19 protein-coding genes are annotated in these 18,514 nt (G+C 62.6%); 7 read left to right on the forward strand and 12 right to left on the reverse strand.

The features are described 5' to 3' along the window. Positions 1 to 8 precede the first annotated feature (8 nt). Positions 9 to 884, forward strand: a complete 876-nt coding sequence (gene pssA / locus HT585_RS05595) for a CDP-diacylglycerol--serine O-phosphatidyltransferase (protein ID WP_176351963.1) — start codon at positions 9 to 11, stop codon at positions 882 to 884. Between the two features lie 76 nt (positions 885 to 960). On the opposite strand, the gene HT585_RS05600 is transcribed toward pssA, so the two are convergent. From HT585_RS05600 to alr, 5 genes are all read right to left on the reverse strand, one after another. Continuing rightward, complete coding sequence (locus tag HT585_RS05600) at positions 961 to 1,701, reverse strand: SDR family NAD(P)-dependent oxidoreductase (RefSeq protein ID WP_176351964.1); 741 nt, start codon at positions 1,699 to 1,701, stop codon at positions 961 to 963. Positions 1,702 to 1,713: 12 nt separating this feature from the next. Next, complete coding sequence (purF, locus tag HT585_RS05605; RefSeq protein WP_176351965.1) at positions 1,714 to 3,204, reverse strand: amidophosphoribosyltransferase; 1,491 nt, start codon at positions 3,202 to 3,204, stop codon at positions 1,714 to 1,716. Between the two features lie 144 nt (positions 3,205 to 3,348). Continuing rightward, on the reverse strand, positions 3,349 to 3,972 hold the full coding sequence (locus HT585_RS05610) for a CvpA family protein (RefSeq protein WP_077498713.1): 624 nt from the start codon (positions 3,970 to 3,972) through the stop codon (positions 3,349 to 3,351). Between the two features lie 134 nt (positions 3,973 to 4,106). Beyond that, positions 4,107 to 5,510, reverse strand: a complete 1,404-nt coding sequence (gene radA, locus HT585_RS05615) for a DNA repair protein RadA (protein ID WP_025426437.1) — start codon at positions 5,508 to 5,510, stop codon at positions 4,107 to 4,109. Between the two features lie 157 nt (positions 5,511 to 5,667). Then, positions 5,668 to 6,807, reverse strand: coding sequence for an alanine racemase (gene alr, locus HT585_RS05620; protein WP_176351966.1), 1,140 nt, complete (start codon positions 6,805 to 6,807; stop codon positions 5,668 to 5,670). A 154-nt stretch (positions 6,808 to 6,961) separates the two neighbouring features. Between alr and HT585_RS05625 the strand changes: the two genes are divergently transcribed. From HT585_RS05625 to HT585_RS05635, 3 genes are all read left to right on the forward strand, one after another. Further along, positions 6,962 to 7,819 carry an AraC family transcriptional regulator gene (locus tag HT585_RS05625; RefSeq protein ID WP_176351967.1) on the forward strand — a complete coding sequence of 286 codons (858 nt, stop codon included), beginning with the start codon at positions 6,962 to 6,964 and terminating at the stop codon, positions 7,817 to 7,819. Between the two features lie 123 nt (positions 7,820 to 7,942). Beyond that, the gene (locus HT585_RS05630) at positions 7,943 to 8,596 is read left to right on the forward strand and encodes an AzlC family ABC transporter permease (RefSeq protein WP_176352200.1); all 654 of its coding nucleotides are present in this window, start codon (positions 7,943 to 7,945) and stop codon (positions 8,594 to 8,596) included. Then, complete coding sequence (locus HT585_RS05635; RefSeq protein WP_176351968.1) at positions 8,593 to 8,898, forward strand: AzlD family protein; 306 nt, start codon at positions 8,593 to 8,595, stop codon at positions 8,896 to 8,898. Before HT585_RS05630 ends, HT585_RS05635 begins: the two co-directional genes overlap by 4 nt. Before the next feature lie 18 nt (positions 8,899 to 8,916). Here HT585_RS05635 and HT585_RS05640 read toward each other — a convergent pair whose 3' ends face one another. After that, the gene (locus HT585_RS05640) at positions 8,917 to 10,419 is read right to left on the reverse strand and encodes a replicative DNA helicase (protein WP_115420622.1); all 1,503 of its coding nucleotides are present in this window, start codon (positions 10,417 to 10,419) and stop codon (positions 8,917 to 8,919) included. A 330-nt stretch (positions 10,420 to 10,749) separates the two neighbouring features. Here HT585_RS05640 and HT585_RS05645 point away from each other — a divergent pair, with 330 nt between their 5' ends. From HT585_RS05645 to HT585_RS05655, 3 genes are read left to right on the forward strand one after another with little or no spacing between them, the layout of a single operon-like run. Next, positions 10,750 to 11,193 (forward strand): MarR family winged helix-turn-helix transcriptional regulator, encoded by a 444-nt coding sequence (locus HT585_RS05645; RefSeq protein ID WP_176351969.1) that lies wholly within the window; start codon positions 10,750 to 10,752, stop codon positions 11,191 to 11,193. A gap of 5 nt (positions 11,194 to 11,198) precedes the next feature. Then, positions 11,199 to 12,905 (forward strand): MFS transporter, encoded by a 1,707-nt coding sequence (locus HT585_RS05650; RefSeq protein ID WP_176351970.1) that lies wholly within the window; start codon positions 11,199 to 11,201, stop codon positions 12,903 to 12,905. 18 nt (positions 12,906 to 12,923) lie between these two features. Beyond that, positions 12,924 to 13,988 carry an HlyD family secretion protein gene (locus HT585_RS05655; protein ID WP_176351971.1) on the forward strand — a complete coding sequence of 355 codons (1,065 nt, stop codon included), beginning with the start codon at positions 12,924 to 12,926 and terminating at the stop codon, positions 13,986 to 13,988. A gap of 73 nt (positions 13,989 to 14,061) precedes the next feature. Here the strand turns inward: HT585_RS05655 and rplI are convergent, their stop codons facing one another. The 6 genes from rplI to HT585_RS05685 all read right to left on the reverse strand — a co-directional run bounded on the left by rplI (position 14,062) and on the right by HT585_RS05685 (position 18,397). Beyond that, a complete protein-coding gene (rplI, locus tag HT585_RS05660) occupies positions 14,062 to 14,637 on the reverse strand; it encodes a 50S ribosomal protein L9 (protein WP_176351972.1) in 576 nt (191 codons plus the stop codon). A gap of 34 nt (positions 14,638 to 14,671) precedes the next feature. Continuing rightward, a complete protein-coding gene (locus HT585_RS05665; RefSeq protein ID WP_176351973.1) occupies positions 14,672 to 15,625 on the reverse strand; it encodes a DUF2232 domain-containing protein in 954 nt (317 codons plus the stop codon). 195 nt (positions 15,626 to 15,820) lie between these two features. Continuing rightward, positions 15,821 to 16,069, reverse strand: coding sequence for a 30S ribosomal protein S18 (rpsR, locus tag HT585_RS05670; protein ID WP_025426448.1), 249 nt, complete (start codon positions 16,067 to 16,069; stop codon positions 15,821 to 15,823). Between the two features lie 27 nt (positions 16,070 to 16,096). Further along, positions 16,097 to 16,543, reverse strand: coding sequence for a 30S ribosomal protein S6 (gene rpsF / locus HT585_RS05675; protein WP_025426449.1), 447 nt, complete (start codon positions 16,541 to 16,543; stop codon positions 16,097 to 16,099). Positions 16,544 to 16,826: 283 nt separating this feature from the next. Beyond that, positions 16,827 to 17,339: a ClbS/DfsB family four-helix bundle protein gene (locus HT585_RS05680; protein WP_176351974.1), complete on the reverse strand. Its 513-nt coding sequence runs from the start codon at positions 17,337 to 17,339 to the stop codon at positions 16,827 to 16,829. Positions 17,340 to 17,353: 14 nt separating this feature from the next. Beyond that, a complete protein-coding gene (locus HT585_RS05685; protein ID WP_176351975.1) occupies positions 17,354 to 18,397 on the reverse strand; it encodes an aldo/keto reductase in 1,044 nt (347 codons plus the stop codon). Positions 18,398 to 18,514 lie beyond the last annotated feature (117 nt).

Below are 18,514 nucleotides of genomic sequence, written 5' to 3' on the forward strand. Positions count from 1 at the left end.
GAGCCCCTATGGAAGGTCCTCAACAGGAAAACCCAGCCGAACCGCCGCAAGTGGCGGGTGACGCCAACGGTTCCAATGACACCGGTCGCGGACCGCGACTGCGCGAAATACCGCTGCGCCTGATGATCCCGAACATGATCACCGTGCTCGCGATCTGCGCGGGTCTCTCCGGCATCCGGCTCGCCTTTGAGAACCGCATCGAGCTCGCCGTTGCCATGGTGCTGCTTGCGGCCTTTCTCGACGGCATCGACGGCCGCGTCGCCCGCCTGTTGAAGGCGACGTCGAATTTCGGCGGCCAGATGGATTCGCTTGCCGATATCATCAACTTCGGCGTAGCGCCGGCGCTGGTTCTCTACGTCTTCATCCTCGATCAGGCTCGTTCGATCGGCTGGATTGCGGCGTTGGTCTACGCGATCGCCTGCGGTCTGCGGCTGGCGCGATTTAATGTGATGGCCGAGCGCCAGTCCAAGGCGGCGTGGCAATCGGAGTATTTCGTCGGCGTGCCTGCGCCGGCCGGCGCCATGCTGGTGCTGTTGCCGGTCTATCTCGGCCTGCTGGGCCTGGCGCCTGAGCGCACCATGGCGCTGATTGCGTCCGGCTACACCGTACTGATCGCCTTCCTGCTCGTCAGCCGTCTGCCGGTCTGGTCGGGCAAGTCGGAAAGCCGCGTGCGCCGCGATCTGGTGCTGCCGGTCATTCTCGTCGTCGTGTTCTATGTCGCGACACTGATGACCTACACATGGGAGACGATGGCGGTGACCGCTCTCGGTTATCTGATCACGCTTCCGTTCGGCGCGCGCTCCTGGCAGCGCAAGTACGGCGGCGACTGGCCTGCCCATCCTGCCCATGGCGGCGACGGCCTGCCGGGCGACAAGGTCGACTGAAGCTGACTGTCAGCGCAAAAACAAAGGCCACCGTGGAAACACGGTGGCCTTTCTGGTTTTGGCGATGTGGTGATCGTTACTCCGGCAGGCGGTAGTCGGCGATCTTGTTTTCGCGAACGATGTAGAGCTTGCCGGTCTCGGTCTGGTCCGGGCCGAGCAGCGGCAGGAGCTTGGCTGCGACTTCGGAGGGATGCGGCACGGTTTCCGGGTCCTCTCCAGGCATCGCCTGGGCGCGCATGGCGGTGCGGGTAGCGCCCGGATCAACGCAGAGGATGCGCAGCGGCAGACGCTGCGTCTCGCCGGCCCAGGTCCGCGCGAGCGCCTCGACGGCGGCCTTGGAGGCGGAGTAGGGGCCCCAGAACGGCTTGCACTTGTGGGCGGCGCTTGAAGAAAGGATAAGCGCACGTCCGGCATCGGACTTGATCAGCAACGGTTCGAGCGTGCGGATCAGCCGCCAGGTCGCGTTGACGTTGATGTTCATGACCTTCTCGAACACCTTGGCCTCGACATGGCCGATCGGCGAGATGGTGCCGAGCACACCGGCATTGGCGACCATGATGTCGAGCTTGCCCCAGCGCTCGTTGATGGCGCCGCCGAGCTTGTCGATTGCGGCCATGTCGGCAAGGTCGAAGGGAACGAGGGTCGCCGAGCCGCCAACCGCCTTGATCGCGTCATCAAGCTCTTCGAGGCCGCCAACGGTGCGGGCGCAGGCGACGACATGGGCGCCAGCCTTGGCGAGTTCGAGGGCCGTGAAATAGCCGATACCGCGCGATGCGCCGGTGACGACGGCGACCCGGTCTTTCAAATTGATCGTCATTTTATTGTCTGATTATCCGTTGCTGGCGAGAACCGAGAGTTTGCGGACATTGCTGGCGCCTTCCTGGTCGAGAAGGCGGGTCGGATAGTCCCCGGTGAAATAGTGATCGGTGAACTGCGGCGACTTGGGATCGCGCTTGATACCGCCGACGGCTTCGTAGAGGCCGTCAATCGACAGGAACTCGAGAGAGTCAGCACCGATGAAGCGGCACATGGAGGCGAGGTCCGCATGCTGGTTGGCGAGCAGCTTGTCGCGATCCGGCGTGTCGATGCCATAGAAATCCGGGTGGAAGATCATCGGGCTGGCGACGCGCACATGCACTTCGCGGGCACCGGCATCGCGGATCATCTGAACGATCTTGACCGAGGTCGTCCCGCGCACGATCGAATCGTCGACGAGCACGACACGCTTGCCCTCGATCATCGCACGGTTGGCCGAGTGCTTCAGCTTGACGCCGAAGGCGCGGATCTGCTGGGTCGGCTCGATGAAGGTGCGGCCGACATAATGGTTGCGGATGATGCCAAGCTCGAAGGGAATGCCGCTCTGCTGCGCGTAGCCGATCGCAGCGGGCGTGCCGCCATCGGGAACCGGCACGACGACATCGGCTTCAACCGGCGCTTCCTTTGCGAGATTCTGCCCCATGTTCTTGCGTGCGACATAGACGTTGCGGCCGCCGACGACGGAATCCGGACGGGCGAAGTAAACGTATTCGAACAGGCAGAGCCGCTCCGGCTGCGGGGCAACCGGCTTGCGGGCATCGATCGAGATCGATCCGTCGGCCTGGATCTCGCAGATGATGATTTCGCCATTCTCGACGTCGCGCACGAACTTGGCGCCGATGATGTCGAGTGCGCAGGTCTCCGAGCAGAAGATCGGCTTGCCATCAAGTTCGCCCATGACGAGCGGACGGATGCCGTGCGGGTCGCGGGCGGCAATCAGCTTGGTTCGGGTCAGCGCCAGCATCGAGTAGCCGCCTTCGACCTGCGCGATCGCATCGGCGAAGCGGTCGGTGGTCGAAGCGTGCTTTGAGCGGGCGATGAGGTGAAGGACCACTTCGGTATCCGACGTCGACTGACAGATGGCGCCGTCCGAGATGATCTGGCGGCGCAGCGTCAGGCCGTTGGTGAAGTTGCCGTTATGGGCGATCGCAATGCCGCCTTCATGCAATTCGGCAAACAGCGGCTGGACGTTGCGCAGCGCCACTTCGCCTGTCGTCGAGTAGCGCGTATGGCCGATGGACATGAAGCCCGGTAGCTTTGCGAGGGTCGCGGGGTCTGTGTAGTGATCACCGACCAGGCCCATGCGCTTTTCGGTGCAGAACTGCTTGCCGTCGAAGGTGACGATACCGGCGGCCTCCTGGCCGCGATGCTGGAGCGCGTGCAGGCCGAGCGCCGTCAGCGCCGCGGCATCCGGATGCCCCAGGATGCCGAACACACCGCACTCTTCGTGCAGGGTATCGCCATCGATTTCGTCATGGATTTCCTTGGATCTCAGATCGGTCATCACAGTCGCCTTTGCTCCGTGCCGGTGCGCATATCGTGATCAGGCCCGCCGTCTTCAAGCGATATTAGCTGAAAACGGACACAAGCGTTATTCCCAAAAGGACAAAGCCCGCGCAGCGGGCTTTGTCGGCAGTTTTTCCATGTCTCAGCCGTTGGTGGCCGGGGCGTCGTCAACCGGCGCCTGGTCGGGCGAACCCGACGGTGCCTGTCCGGGCGTGCCGGCCGGGGTCTCGCCTTCGCCTTCACCAGTCGTGTCCTTGCCGCGCAGGCGGTCGAGGATGGTGGCGTCGGCTTCCTCGGGCAGGAGCGCGATCAGCTTGTTGCCGAGATTGTCGAGCAGCGGCTTGGACTTCGCCTGTGTAACCCAACCCGGCTGCTGCTGCGGAGCGACCAGCCAGTTGAAGAACAGCATGGCGACAACCACGAGCAGGATGCCGCGTGCGGCCCCGAAGAGAAAGCCGAGCGTGCGGTCGAGCGCGCCTATGCGGCTGTCGATGATGAAATCGGCAATCCGCATGGTGATGAAGGAAATGATGATGAGCGCGACCAGGAAGATCACCGCCGCCGAGCCGATCAGCGCGACCGTATCGCTGCTGGTGTATTGCTTGGCATAGGGCAAGAGGTGCGGGTAGAGGAAGTAGGCCGCTGCCGCAGCGCCCACCCAGCTTGCAACCGACAGGACCTCGCGCGAGAAGCCTCGTACCATGGCCAGGATTGCTGAAAACAGCGCGACGCCGAGAACGATACCGTCGAGAATTGTAATGGGCATTTTGTCCTTACTCCGAACCCGGTTCGTCCGGGTCTCCTCAAGCCTATCCGCCGTCGGCCCTGCCTGATATCCAGGGCATTGTTGTGAGCCTGCTCAGAAGCCGCCTCGTGGAGCCGCTTGCAGCACCCGCACCTTCAATCTGCGTCCTCTGCCGGCCTCAGCGCGTTTCGCGATCCCGCGATGCGCGCCACCAGATCCGGCAGGCTTTCCAGCTCGCTCCACCGGCCATTGCCATTTTTCGGCAATTCGGTCGAGGCAGCAGGCAGAACAGCCTGCGAGAAACCGAGTTTCTCGGCTTCCTTGAGGCGTTGAGCGGTATGCGCAACCGGCCGGATGGCGCCCGACAAGCTGACTTCGCCGAAATAGACGCAATCAGCCGGAAGGGCAAGCCCGGCAAGCGACGAAACCAGTGCGGAAGCCACGGCCAGGTCGGCGGCAGGCTCGGAAATCCGGTAGCCGCCGGCGATGTTGAGGTAGACGTCGTGCTGGCCGAGCCTCACGCCGCAATGGGCTTCGAGTACGGCAAGGATCATGGAAAGGCGAGCCGAGTCCCAGCCGACGATGGCGCGGCGCGGCGTGCCGAGCGAGGTCGGCGCCACCAGCGCCTGCACTTCGACCAGGATCGGCCGCGTGCCCTCCATTCCGGCAAAGACGGCAGCACCGGGCGATTTCTCGTTGCGCTCGCCGAGGAACAATTCCGATGGGTTGGCGACCTCGCGCAGCCCCTTGTCCGACATCTCGAAGACGCCGATCTCGTCGGTGGGTCCAAAGCGGTTCTTCACTGTTCTGAGGATGCGGTAGTGATGGCCGCGATCACCTTCGAAATAGAGCACCGCATCGACCATGTGCTCGACGACGCGGGGGCCGGCGATCTGGCCTTCCTTGGTGACGTGGCCGACGAGCACGACGGCGGTGCCCGTCTGCTTGGCAAAACGGATCATCGCCTGCACGCCGGTGCGCACCTGGGTGACCGTGCCGGGGGCCGAATCGACGATGTCGCTCCAGAGCGTCTGGATCGAGTCGATGATGACGAGATCGGGGCGCTTGCCCTCGGCAAGCGTTGCCAGAATGTCTTCGACATTGGTTTCGGCCGCGAGCAGCACATCGCTGTCGGCGGCACCCAGCCGCTGGGCGCGCAGGCGCACCTGGGCGACGGCCTCTTCCCCGGAGACGTAGATGACGCGGTGCTTCTGGCGGGCAAGGGCGGCTGCCGCCTGCATCAGCACCGTCGATTTGCCGATGCCGGGATCGCCACCGATGAGCAAAGCGGAGCCGCGAACGAAGCCGCCGCCGGTCGCGCGATCAAGCTCGGATATGCCGGTCTGGATGCGCGGGGCGTCCTCGATTTCGCCGGATAGCGTGGTGAGTGCGACGGGGCGCCCCTTTTTCGGCGCACGCGAAGGGCCTCCGCCGATACCTGCGGTCGGGTCGTCTTCGATGATCGTGTTCCATTCGCCGCAGCCCTCGCACTTGCCGGCCCAGCGGGTATGGATAGTGCCGCAGTTCTGGCAGACGAATTGGGTGCGGGCTTTCGCCATCGGATGTAACTTTCACAGTGCGGAAACTTCAGCGCATCGCCAACGGCGATGCGGCCGGTGATCAGAGAATCACTTTTGCCTCCACATAATGCCGCGAAACGCGGAACAAAAGGTGATTTTCGGCGACGGACTGTAAAGTATCCGTGTGAAGGTCGCCTCAGACGGCGCCGACGTAGTGACGTTCGTAGCGGTGGCCGAGGCTCGTCAGCATCTCGTAGCCGATCGTGCCGCCGGCGCGCGCCACATCGTCCACGGCGATATGCCGGCCGAAAAGCTCGATATAGTCGCCCGCCCGAACAGCGTTTTCCGGAAGGTCGGTCACGTCGAAGAGGCTGAGGTCCATCGTCACCCGGCCGACATGCGGCACCTTCTGGCCGTGCAGGAAGCCGAAGGCGCCCGAAGGCGTTGCTTGCCTGAGTGTCACGCCACCGCCTGAGACAGACCGGTGGTAGCCGTCGGCATAACCGACAGCAACTGTCGCGATGCGACTGTCGCGATTGAAACGGGCGGACGCGCCGTAACTTGCGTGACCACCGGAGGCGACAGTGCGCACCTGAAGGATCCGGGCTTCGGCCGTCACCACCGGCTTCATCGGATTGGCAACGTCATTGACCGCTTCGCCGCCATAGACGGCAATGCCCGGGCGCGTCAGGTCGAAGTGATAGTCGCTGCCCAGAAACACGCCACCGGAGTTGGCAAGGCTCGCGTCGACGCCCTCGAATGCGGCCGTGGCTTCGCGGAAACGGTTGAGCTGGTAACCGTTGAGCGGGTTGTCCGGGTCGTCGGCGCAGGCGAGATGGCTCATGATCAGGACGGGCGAAAAGCTGGCAGGGCGCGCCGGATCGTTGGCAAGAGCAACGGCCTCCTCGACCGACAACCCCAGCCGGTTCATGCCGGTATCGACATGCAGCACGCAAGGATGGTCGCCGCGCTCGGACAGCGCTGCCATGAAAACGGCCAGTTGCTCCTCGGAATTGATCACCGGCACCAGATCGTTGTCGAAGAACATCGGCTCGTTGCCGGGCCACATGCCGGCCAGGATGTAGATCCGGGCTTCGGGCAACAGGGGTCGCAGGTCGGCGCCTTCCTCCGCATTGGCGACGAAGAAATCGCGGGCGCCGGCGGCGTAAAGCGCAGGCGCGGCCCCCTCGATGCCAAGGCCGTAGGCATCGGCCTTCAGCACCGCGGCGGCGCGTGCCTTGCCCGAGCGGGCATTCATCGAACGCCAGTTGTCTGCCAATGCGTTGAGGTCGATCGTGAGCCGGTTGGAGGCGGAGAGAAATTCTGAACTGAGCATGCCTGACACTCTGCGTGGACGATCAAAGAGCAATACAGTCAACCATCCTCGCCCGCAAATGCCGTCCTGCGGCATGGCGGCATTCGGTCGGGAGGTAGTAGCGAAGAGCACTTTTGTGCAAGACGGTTGCCGTTGCGGACGCTAGGATTGCCCCATGCACACGATTTCGCAGGAACAAGCTCTTGATACCATGCCGCTGGAGGGCGCGGAGCGGACCCGCTTCTGGCGGGACCCCAGGTTCGATGGCATGGAATGTCTGACCGCGACCTTCATCACGCACGAGTTTGCGCCGCACGCGCACGACACATTCAGTATCGGCGCGATCGAAGCTGGATCGCAAATCAGCAAGATCAGGGGTGAAAGATCGCAAGCGGGCCCAGGCGATTTCTACCTCATCAATCCAGACGAGATCCACGACGGTCACCCAGGCGGGAGTGGCTACCGCTACCGTATGGTCTATCCAAGCACCGACCTGTTGGTGAACATCCTGGAAGACGTCACCGGGCGTGCGTTCCAGGGAACGCCGTCCTTTTCAAAGCGTATGCTGCGCGACCCTGATTTAGCCCAATCATTCTACCACGCGCACAAGGCCCTTGAGCATGCGACCGGCGCCCTCGAAGCCGAGGAACGCATGTTCGGCGTGCTTGCCACGATGTTCGAGCGGCACGGCAGTTCGATCATCGCGCCGGTCGACACGAAGGAACAGTCTGCGGTTCAGCAGGCCCGCGACTATCTGACCGAGAACTACGCTGAAGATATCGGCCTGGAGGAGCTGGCGAGGGTCGCCGGCCTCAGTCGCGCGCATCTGATCCGGGCTTTCCGGCGGCAGTTTCACATCACGCCGCATGCCTTCCTCACCGACAAGCGCGTGCGGGCGGCAAAGACGCTGCTGCGGCACGGCTGGTCGGCGGTCGATACCGCCTATCAATGCGGCTTTGCCGATCAGGCGCACTTTACCCGGCACTTCAAGGCACGAACCGGCGTGACGCCTGGCGCCTTTCGCGCCGGTTGATCACTTTCGTTCAATACGGCCCGCTCGGCCGAACCTAAATGTCCTCCATTCGTCATCGATCGGGAGACAAGAGCATTGAGCGATACGGGATTCCTTCCAGACTTTAGAGCCGGGGCCATGGCGATGGCGCCGCTGATCGTGGCTGTCATGCCGATCGGGCTGGTGTTCGGCGCGGTTGCCGCTGGCAAGGGGCTTTCGGGCGCTGAAGTGACGTTGATGAGCGCGCTGGTTTTTGCCGGCGGCTCGCAATTCGTGGCGATGGATATCTGGACGCATCCGGCCTCCTGGGCAGCGCTCGCGTTTTCGGCCCTGCTCGTCAATGTCAGACACGTGCTGATGAGCGCGTCGCTCGGCGGAAAGCTGCAAGGGTTCTCGGGCCCGGCGAAATACGCCTCGATGCTTCTGCTCGCAGACGAGATCTGGGCGATGGCGGAGATGCGGGCGAAAGAGGGCAAGCTCACGCCCGCGTGGTTTGCAGGACTGGCGGTGCCCTTTTATCTCGTGTGGGTGTCGACCAGTCTTGCTGGCGCCTTGCTCGGCGCTTTCCTCGGCGATCCCAAAGTGACAGGGCTCGACTTCGCTTTTCCGGCAGTTTTTATCGTGCTGGTCATGGGCTTCTGGAAAGGCCGGGAGACCGGAGCGGTGCTGGCAGCCAGTGCGGCTGCCGCAGTGCTGACGCATCAGCTTCTGCCTGGGGTCTGGTACATCGCCGCCGGTGCCGCCGCCGGGGTCGCGGTCGCGCTTCTTGCAGGCCGTCGTCAGGAGGCGCTCGCATGACTGTCGATCCGAACATGCTTCTTGCCATCGTCGCGATGGCGATCGCCACTGTCGCCACCCGCATCGGCGGGCTGGTGCTCATTCGGTTCGTAACGATCGGCGAGACACAGAGGCGCGCGCTTGAGGCCATCCCGCCGGCGGTGTTGATGGCGGTGATCGCGCCGACGGCGCTGGTCACAGGTCCGGCGGAAACGATCGCGACGGTGGTAACTGCACTTGTTGCCGTGCGCCTGCCGTTGCTCGCCGCGGTCGCGGCCGGCGTCGTCACCGTGGCGATCCTTAGAATGGCTTTGGGGGCGTAAGGACGCCCCCAAGTTTTCTCAGTGTTCTTCGTACTGGGTGAACGACGGATCGGCCAGATCGGTAAAGCGGGTGAATTCCGACTGGAAGGCGAGCTTGACCGTACCGGTCGGTCCGTGACGCTGCTTTGCGATGATCACGTCGGCCGTGCCCTTCACCTGCTCCATCTTCATCTTCCACTCGTCGTACTTCGGGTCGAACTCGTCGCGGGGCTCGAGGTTCTTGACGTAGTACTCCTCACGGAACACGAAGAGCACGACGTCGGCGTCCTGCTCGATCGAGCCCGATTCACGCAGGTCGGAGAGCTGGGGGCGCTTGTCTTCGCGGCTTTCCACCTGACGGGAGAGCTGTGACAGCGCGATGATCGGTACGTTCAGCTCCTTGCCGAGCGCCTTCAGGCCGGTGGTGATCTGCGTAATTTCCTGCACGCGGTTGTCGCTCGACTTGCCCGAGCCGGTCATGAGCTGGATATAGTCGACCACCAGGCAATCGAGGCCGCGCTGGCGCTTCAGGCGGCGGGCGCGGGCGGAGAGCTGGGCAATAGAGATACCACCGGTCTGGTCGATGAACAGCGGCACTTTCTGCATCATCTGCGAGCAGGCGACGAGCTTTTCGAAATCGGCTTCGGAGATGTCGCCGCGGCGGATCTTGGAGGACGAGACTTCGGTCTGCTCGGAAATGATACGGGTGGCCAGCTGTTCGGACGACATTTCGAGCGAGTAGAAGCCGACGACGCCGCCGTTCTTCGCCTTGAACGAGCCGTCCGCCTGGACCTCCGGATCGTAGGCGGCAGCGATGTTGTAGGCGATGTTGGTTGCAAGCGAAGTCTTGCCCATGCCGGGGCGTCCTGCGAGCACGATCAAGTCCGAGCGCTGCAGACCGCCCATGCGGGCGTCGAGCGACAGGATGCCGGTGGAAATGCCCGACAGGCTGCCGTCACGCTCGAAGGCCTGGCCGGCCATGTCGATCGCGAGCGCCACCGCGTCGTTGAAGGATTGAAAGCCGCCGTCGTAGCGGCCGGTTTCGGCAAGTTCGAACAGCCGCCGTTCCGCATCCTCGATCTGGCCTTGCGGCGGCATGTCGAGCGGCGCGTCGAAGGCGATGTTGACCATGTCCTCGCCGATGGTGATCAGCGATCGGCGCAGCGCCAAGTCGTAGATGGCGCGACCATAGTCTTCCGCATTGATGATCGAGACGGCGCCGGCGGCAAGGCGCGCTAGATACTGCGCGACCGTCAGGTCGCCGACCTTGTCGTCGGCCTTCAGGAAGGTCTTGATCGTCACCGGGTTGGCGGTCTTGCCCATGCGGATGATGTCGCCGGCAACTTCGTAGATGCGGCGATGCAGCGGTTCGAACAGGTGAACCGGCTTCAGGAAATCCGAGACACGGTAGAACGCATCATTGTTGACGAGGATCGCGCCGAGCAGCGCCTGTTCGGCTTCAAGGTTGTTCGGCGCCTCGCGATAATGCTGGTCCGACTGGTCCTTGCCGATAGGGGCTAGCTTTCGCGCTGCGTCGTTCATGGTGGTTCGTCTCTGCCTTTTCTGGTGTGCACCCGGTTTGATATCTGCGACTCTGCGGGTCAAGTGCATGAGGGACACAGTCGCTGGCCATGTGTTGCAACCCGTTGCCTATGCCCGTTGTTCGACTGATCCACAGGCTGACGTCGCAAAAGCACAAAAAATAAAGTTCGCATGAAAAACGACGTTGACGCTGCGAATCGCTGCGACCCGCGATTGCGCCAATTCTATCGCTGTTTGCCGCTGCGCTCAAAACGGCATCTTGAAAAAAGCCGCAGGATGGATTAGATAGCAGCAATATAATTAGCATGCTACTAATATGGAAAAGTTACTATGTATCAACCGACCGTGAATCGCGAATTGTTCGACGCCCTGGCGATGGTCAATCGCAAGCTGCGGGCGGTATTCGATGCCCGCGTCAAGGAGCGTGGTCTGACGTTGCCACGGGCGAGGGCGCTGTTTGCGCTGACGAAGAAGGATGGCTTGAACCAGCGGGAGCTCGCCGACGAGCTCGACATCGAGACGCCAACGATCGTACGCCTCCTGGATGGCATGGAAAAACAGGGCTTTATCGAGCGCCGGGTCGAGGCGACGGACCGCCGGGCCAAGCAGGTCCACATGACCGAGCTTGGGCGCACGATCGCCGACGAGATCCTGCGGCTTGCCGATGAAATCCGGGCAGAGGTGCTGCTGGGTGTCGACGCCGACGAGGTCGCTGCCGCGCTGAAGGTGGTCCGCACCATCGCTGACAACGTTCAATCGCTTGCGAAGGAATGATGGGGATGAGTGCCGCCGCAAGCGCTGCAGCCAATGACAACCGGACCGCCATCGTCGAAGGCGATGCGTCGGCGCCCGCAGGCGCAGACGAAGTCTCGCAGCTCCCGGCGCCGAGCGTCGCGACGCCGCCCGCGCCGCAGCCGGTGAGCGTTGCCAGGTCAGCGACCTACGTGGTTTGTTCGGCGCTGCTGTTCCTGACCCAGGGCCTGGGCATGAACCTGGCACTGGCCAATCTCACCCAGCTTCAGGGATCACTTTCGGCGACCTCGATCGAGGCCGCCTGGCTCTCGGCGGCCTACATGGCGCCGAATGTTTCGCTCTCCATCGCGCTGGTCAAGATCCGCGCACAATACGGTCTGCGCCGTTTCGCTGAAATCGGCATCCTCGGTTTCGTGATCGTCTCGTTGATGAACGTTTTCGTTTCCGATCTCCATTCGGCGATCGTTGTTCGCTTCATCAGCGGCATTGCCGCTGCCCCCATGTCGACGCTCGGCTTCCTCTATATGCTGGAGGCCTTCCCGCCGGCGCGCAAGCTGACGGTCGGACTTGCTCTGGCGCTGACATGCACAACGATCTCGGCGCCGATCACCCGGCTGATCTCGCCGACACTGATCGAGTATGGGCAGTGGCATGGGCTGTATACGCTTGAGATGGCGCTGGCGCTGATGGCCCTGCCGATTATTTATCTCATGCCACTGACTCCGGTGCCGCATGCAAAGGTGATCCAGAGAACGGATATCCTCAGCTACCTGCTGGTCGCCATCGGCTTCGGTTGCATTGCCATCGTGCTGACGATGGGCCGGCTCTACTGGTGGTTCGAGGCGCCTTGGCTCGGCGTGCTTCTGGCCGTCGCCATCGTGGCCCTGACGGCGGTGGTGATGATCGAACTCAATCGCGAGTTGCCGCTGATCGACATTCGATGGCTCGCCTCGAAGGAGATCCTGCATTTTACCGCGGTGCTGCTGGTCTTTCGCCTGGTCGCCTCCGAGCAGTCGGCGATTGCGGCAAACTTCTACCAGTTACTTGGATTGCAGTTCGAACAGGTCGCGACGCTTTATTGGGTCATTCTTGGCGCATCGATCGCTGGCGGCATCCTGTGCGCAGCGCTTATGAACCCTGCTCATGCCGAATTCGTGCATATCCTGGCCCTGAGCCTGCTTGCTGCAGGCGCCTATATCGACAGCCAGGCGACAAATCTGACGCGGCCCGAACAGATGTATCTGAGCCAGGCGATGATCGCCGGGGGAACAGCACTTTTTCTGCCGCCGGCCATGTCCAGCGGCTTCAAGGCGGCGCTGATGAAGGGGCCGAGCTACATCCTCAGCTTCATCGTCATCTTTCTCTTCACCCAGAGCATCGGCGGCCTGATCGGCACCGCAGCCTTCGGAAGTTTCGTCACCCTGCGCGAGAAGTTTCACTCCAATGTACTGGCCGAGCAGGTGGTGATGTCGAATCCGCTCATTGCCCAGCGCATCAGCCAATTGGCTGGAGCCTATCGCCGAGTGATCGGCGACAGGACCCTGTTGGACGGCGAGGGCGTTGCGCTGCTCGGACAGCAGGTCACCCGCGAGGCGAACATTCTTGCCTACAACGACGCCTTCCTGCTGGCGTCGATCATCGCGCTTTGCGCGCTGGCCGGCCTGCTGGCGCATATTCTTTACAAGCGGATTGCGGCGGACCTGGCGTCTCCCGCAACCGCGCTCACGTCCTGACGAACAGAGTTGATCACCATGCTGAAATTTTTGCGCTCATCCACGACGATCATCGTTCTGCTTGCCGGCCTCTCGGGCCTGACCCTGGTTCTCTATGCCTGGCGGCTGCCGCCGTTCCACAGCTCCGTGGAGATGACCGAGAACGCCTATGTCAGGGGCTATCTCACGATCATGAGCCCGCAACTGTCCGGCTATGTTGCCGAGGTTCCGGTGCACGACTACGAGGAGGTCAAGGCCGGCCAATTGCTCGTCAAGATCGACGACCGCATCTACGCCCAGAAGCTGGCACAGGCTGAGGCTGCGCTTGCCGCCCAGAAGGCATCGCTTGCCAATTCACGTCAGCAGGAACTGTCGGCCAAGGCGGGTATCGCGGCAAGTGAAGCGCAATTGGACAGTGCGAAAGCGGCGCTTAACAGAGCGGAGGCATCCTGGGGCAGAATCCGGCCGCTGGCGGAAAAGGGCATCTCGACCCGCAGCGATGCAGACCAGTCGAAAGCCGCGTTCGAGCAAGCGATAGCAGCTGTCAATCAGGCGGAGGCCGGCCTGGAGGTGTCACGTCAGGCGCTGGCCACCACGCTCGGTGCCCGCGCCGGTCTGCAGGCCGCCGTTGCCGGCGCCGAGGCCGCCGTCGAACTGGCACGGATCGATCTCGAAAACACCCGGATTGTTGCGCCGCGGGATGGTAAGCTCGGCGAGATCGGCGCACGCCTCGGCCAATACGTCACGCCCGGCTCGCAATTGCTGTTCGTCGTACCGCACGACGTGTGGGTACTGGCGAATTTCAAGGAGACGCAGCTCGATGGCATGAAGGCCGGTCAGCCGGTGACTATTTCCGTCGATGCGCTGCAGAAGAGCATGCTGACCGGGCATATCGAACGCTTCTCGCCGGCCGCCGGCTCCGAGTTCAGCATCATCCGTCCTGACAATGCCACCGGCAATTTCACCAAGGTCGCCCAGCGCGTTGGTGTGCGGATCGCGCTCGATCCTGGCCAGCCGCTTGCCGATCTGCTGTCGCCCGGCCTTTCCGTCGTCGTGCGCGTCGACAAGAACGCCGCCCCCGTGGCCGAGCTTGCCCATAGCTGAAGCCTAGACGGCGCAAAAGAAAAAGCGCGGATCCTGGAATCCGCGCTCTCTCAATCAGAATTGCCAGTAAGGCTTATTCTTCTTCGCCGTCGAAGTCGGCTTCCGGGTTGAAGAAGTCTTCCGGCTTCAGCGCGTCTTCGTCAACGCCGTAGATGGCATCGGCCGAGGTCAGGCTTTCGCCCTTTGCCTGGCGCTCAGCTTCTTCAGCCGAACGGGCAACGTTGACTGCAACTGCGATTTCGACTTCCGAATGCAGGTGCAGCGTAACGTTGTGCAGGCCGATCGACTTGATCGGGTGGTTCAGATCGACCTGGTTGCGGCCGATGTTGAAGCCTTCTGCAGCCAGAACGTCGACGATGTCGCGAGCGGCAACCGAACCGTAGAGCTGACCGGTTTCGCCAGCCGAACGCACGATGATGAAGGACTTCCCTTCGAGCTTCTCGGCAACCTTCTGGGCTTCCGACTTGCGCTCGAGGTTACGGGCTTCGAGCGTCGAGCGCTCGGATTCAAAGCGGGTCTTGTTGGCAGCGTTGGCGCGCAGTGCCTTGCCGAGCGGCAGCAGGTAGTTGCGTGCGAAGCCGTCGCGAACCTTTACGGTTTCGCCCATCTGGCCGAGCTTGGCGATACGTTCGAGAAGAATGACTTCCATGATCTTGTCCTTTCAGAGTTCAGGTTTGGTGAGGTCAGTTTTTTCCCACCGGGGTGACCGCGATGGTGCGTCGCGTATCGGTCAGTCCCGTCAGGAGGAAGAAGATTGCCGGGATCGTGAACACGAGCACCGACAGGTATGCGATCCACAGCACGGGAAGCCGCCAGGACTTGCCGCGCGTGCGGAAATGGAAAGACGCGAAACCGGCAAGCAGGAAGCCCGCGCCGAAGGTTCCGCAGACGAGTGCGCCGACTGTCGCAGGCGCTCCGCCCAAAAAGGTCAGGACGAGGCCGCCGAGAAAGATGAAGATCGCGTTGCGGTGCATCCGCAGCGTCGAGGGAATGTCCTCGCGCGGCCGCAACGACTTGCCCGACATCTGCACGATGCGGGTGGCAACGTAATAGGCGGTAAACAGCATCACCACCCAGACGGCGCCCTGGATGAGGGGCAGCGCCAGCGTGAAGATCGACTTGATCTGCGCAATCGCCGCTGCGTCCGGGTTGTAGAGGGGTTCCTGTGCCTTCACCGCCTCGATGACGATGTCGACCATGCGGTCGGACACACCAGAATCGTATCCGACGATGAAGCCGACGATGATCATGCCCGCGGTCACCAGGCCGGCGAGGTGGCTGAGAATGTCGGAAAGCGGATACCAGGCAAGCGCGCCATCCGGGCCGCCGAGCTCCGTCGCCGGGCGCGCAAGATTGGCGAGATGGCTGAGCCAGCCGGCCGGGATCAGCGTTACGACCAGGATCAGCAGCGCGAAATAGGGCGAGATCAGAGCGGCAGCGGTCGCGCCGGCACTGATGATGGCCGTGATTGCGGCTGCATTGCCCCAGCCGAGGCCGGCAATGAGAATGGGGAGCGCCGACGCGGCATAGAGGACGATCGCAAGCGACGACTGCGTGTTCGCGCCCATCGACAGGAGGGCAGCGGTAACACCGGCGAGAGCGCCTGTTAGCAGCGATGTCTTGTTCACGGTATTCACGTTCGCTGTCCTGCTTCGTGCAGTTAGGGGATGGCCAAGGCTCAGCCCCAACATGGGATTTCTGTGTGTTTCCACACGAGGGTTCCGATCCGCGCCCAACGCGGAAGGGAGAGGGCAAGGCGTCACGTAAAGGGAGCGCCTTGCCCGAGAGTCAGTTTCCGTTGAGTCAGGCGACCAACGGAAGGTCAGCCGTTGTTACGAAACGACGTAGGGCAGCAGGCCGAGGAAGCGGGCGCGCTTGATCGCCTGGGCGAGTTCGCGCTGCTTCTTCTGGGAAACGGCCGTGATGCGGGAAGGAACGATCTTGCCGCGCTCGGAAATGTAGCGCTGCAGAAGACGGATGTCCTTGTAGTCGATCCGCGGAGCGTTTGCACCCGAGAAGGGGCAGGTCTTGCGGCGACGGTGGAACGGGCGACGAACCGGAGCGGAAGAAACTTCAGCCATTGTCTTTAATCTCCTAAAGCTTCTTGATTACGCGCGGTCTTCGCGCGGACGACGCGGGCGGTCTTCGCGGTCGCCACGGTCCGGACGCGGACCACGGTCGCCGAAGCCACGCTCCGGACGGTCGCCATCGCGGCGCGGACGGTCGTCGCGGTCGCGCTTCTGCATCATGGCAGACGGACCTTCTTCGTGCTTCTCGACGGCGATCGTCATGTAGCGCAGGACGTCTTCGTTGATGCGCATCTGACGTTCGATTTCGTGAACCGCCGCTGCCGGAGCGTCGATGTCCATAAGAACGTAGTGAGCCTTGCGGTTCTTCTTGATGCGGTAGGTGAGGGACTTGAGGCCCCAGTTCTCTACGCGACCGACCTTGCCGCCGTTTGCTTCGAGAACGCCCTTGTACTGCTCGACGAGACCGTCGACCTGCTGGGGCGTGATGTCCTGGCGGGCCAGGAATACGTGTTCATAAAGAGCCATTGTGGCTTGCCTTTCTTGCGTTAATCAGCCCGGACATCGGCGGCTAAGCCTCAACGACTGTTCTTAGTGGCTGCGGACAGCCGGCAAGAAAGTGTTGTATCGAGACGGTCGAGAGCGGAGACACGGGAGGCCGGAAAGACTTGCAATCCTAACGGCTCCCCTCGAGGAAGCCGGCCCTCCGTTCAGCCACCAGCCAGAAGACCGGGCATTTCGAACAGCGCGCTTATACGCATATTTCAGCGAAAGGCAAGGCTTGGCCGGTCTTTTCGCCGCGCTTTGCCTTTTAGGCCGCTCCCTTGGCCTTCTTCCACGTGCGCAAACGGCGTCGCGCATTGGCATAGGGGGAGGACGTGTTGAACTGGATCATCCGGCCGAGCGGCCATTTCCCATACCACGCCTGACCATAGAGCGCTTGGTCATCGCGCGCCTCGATCAGCGCGACCAATCTATTCTTGCTGGCTGTGAGACGCGACAGGCGTTCGGCGGGCGGAAGCGCCCGGTAGTCGCCATAGAATTTCTGCGCGAGCCGGCCGAGTTCGTTCCACTTGTATCCGGTCTCCGGAAAATCTGTGGGTAGACCTTGCTCGTCCCGTTCGATCCATTTGATCACCAGTTCGCCCCAGCCGGTGAGGTAGGCGACGAGGTCGCCCACACTGATCATCGTGCCCTTGGCGTGGCCGTCGAGCGAAGGCTCGGCGAATCGCTCCGGCGCTATGCCGTCGAGTTCGCGCTTGAGCTTTGCGAACCCCGTCTCGATGGCATCAAGCAGTTCCGCTTTCGTCTGGGGCACGGCCATGGGCAGTTTCGCGCTCAGATCGGCATGGGATAGAGCCGGTGCAGGCGACGAATGCCGTTCATGACGTCCTGCGACAGCGTCATTCCTGCCGCACCGAGATCCGTCTTCAACTGTTCCATCGAGGTTGCGCCGATGATGGCGGATGCCATGAACGGGCGGGAAAGGCAGAAGGCGATCGCCAGCTGCGACGGGTCGATCCCATGTTCGCGGGCAAGAGCCACGTAGCCGGCGACGGCCGGCTCCTGGTGCGGCGTGAAGCGGCCGCCGAGATCGCCGTTGATCGCAAGGCGCGACCCTGTCGGCCTGGCGCCGTCGAGGTACTTGCCAGTCAACAGCCCGGCCGCGAGCGGCGAGTAGGCGAGCAGTCCCACATCCTCGTGATGCGAAAGCTCGGCAAGGTCGAGATCATAGGCGCGATAGAGAAGATTGTATTCGTTCTGGATCGAGGCGACGCGTGGCAGTCCGTTCCGTTCGGCCATGTCGATCAGCTTCATCGTGCCCCAGGCGGTGTCGTTCGACAGGCCGATGGCGCGGACCTTGCCTGCCTTCACCACATCGTCGAGCTTTTCGAGAATCGCCTGGAGATCGGCGGCCACATGGGCCTTGTTCTGCTTGGCTGGCTCATAGGACCAGGCGTTGCGGAAATGGTAGTGGCCGCGGTTCGGCCAATGAATCTGGTAGAGGTCGATGTAATCCGTCTTCAGACGCTTGAGGCTGGCGTCGACCGCCTCGTCGATGCCCTCGGGGGTGATCGGGCCGCCGTTGCGGATATAGGGTCGGCCGGAGCCCGCGACCTTGGTGGCGACAACGACGTCGTCGCGGCGGCCACGTTTTTGCAGCCACGTGCCGATAAAGCGCTCCGTGTCGCCGTAGGTTTCGGAGGACAGCGGCGTCGTCGGGTAGAGTTCGGCTGTGTCGATGAAGTTCACGCCGTTCCCGAAAGCGTAGTCGAGTTGCTCGTGCGCCTCGGCTTCTGAGTTCTGGGAGCCCCAGGTCATTGTGCCCAGGCAGATTTCGGAAACCTTGATGCCGGTCCGGCCAAGCGTGTTGTAACGCATTGCGTGATGGTCCTTGTGGATGGCGGGTCTCGACCCGGCAAGAGGGGTGCCCGCGATAGAAATGGCTGAAGGCCGCAAGCCCAGGGGAGGTTGCGCGGGCAGGGCGGCGATGCGCGG

Source organism: Ensifer oleiphilus, assembly GCF_013371465.1.
Lineage (GTDB): Bacteria > Pseudomonadota > Alphaproteobacteria > Rhizobiales > Rhizobiaceae > Ensifer > Ensifer oleiphilus.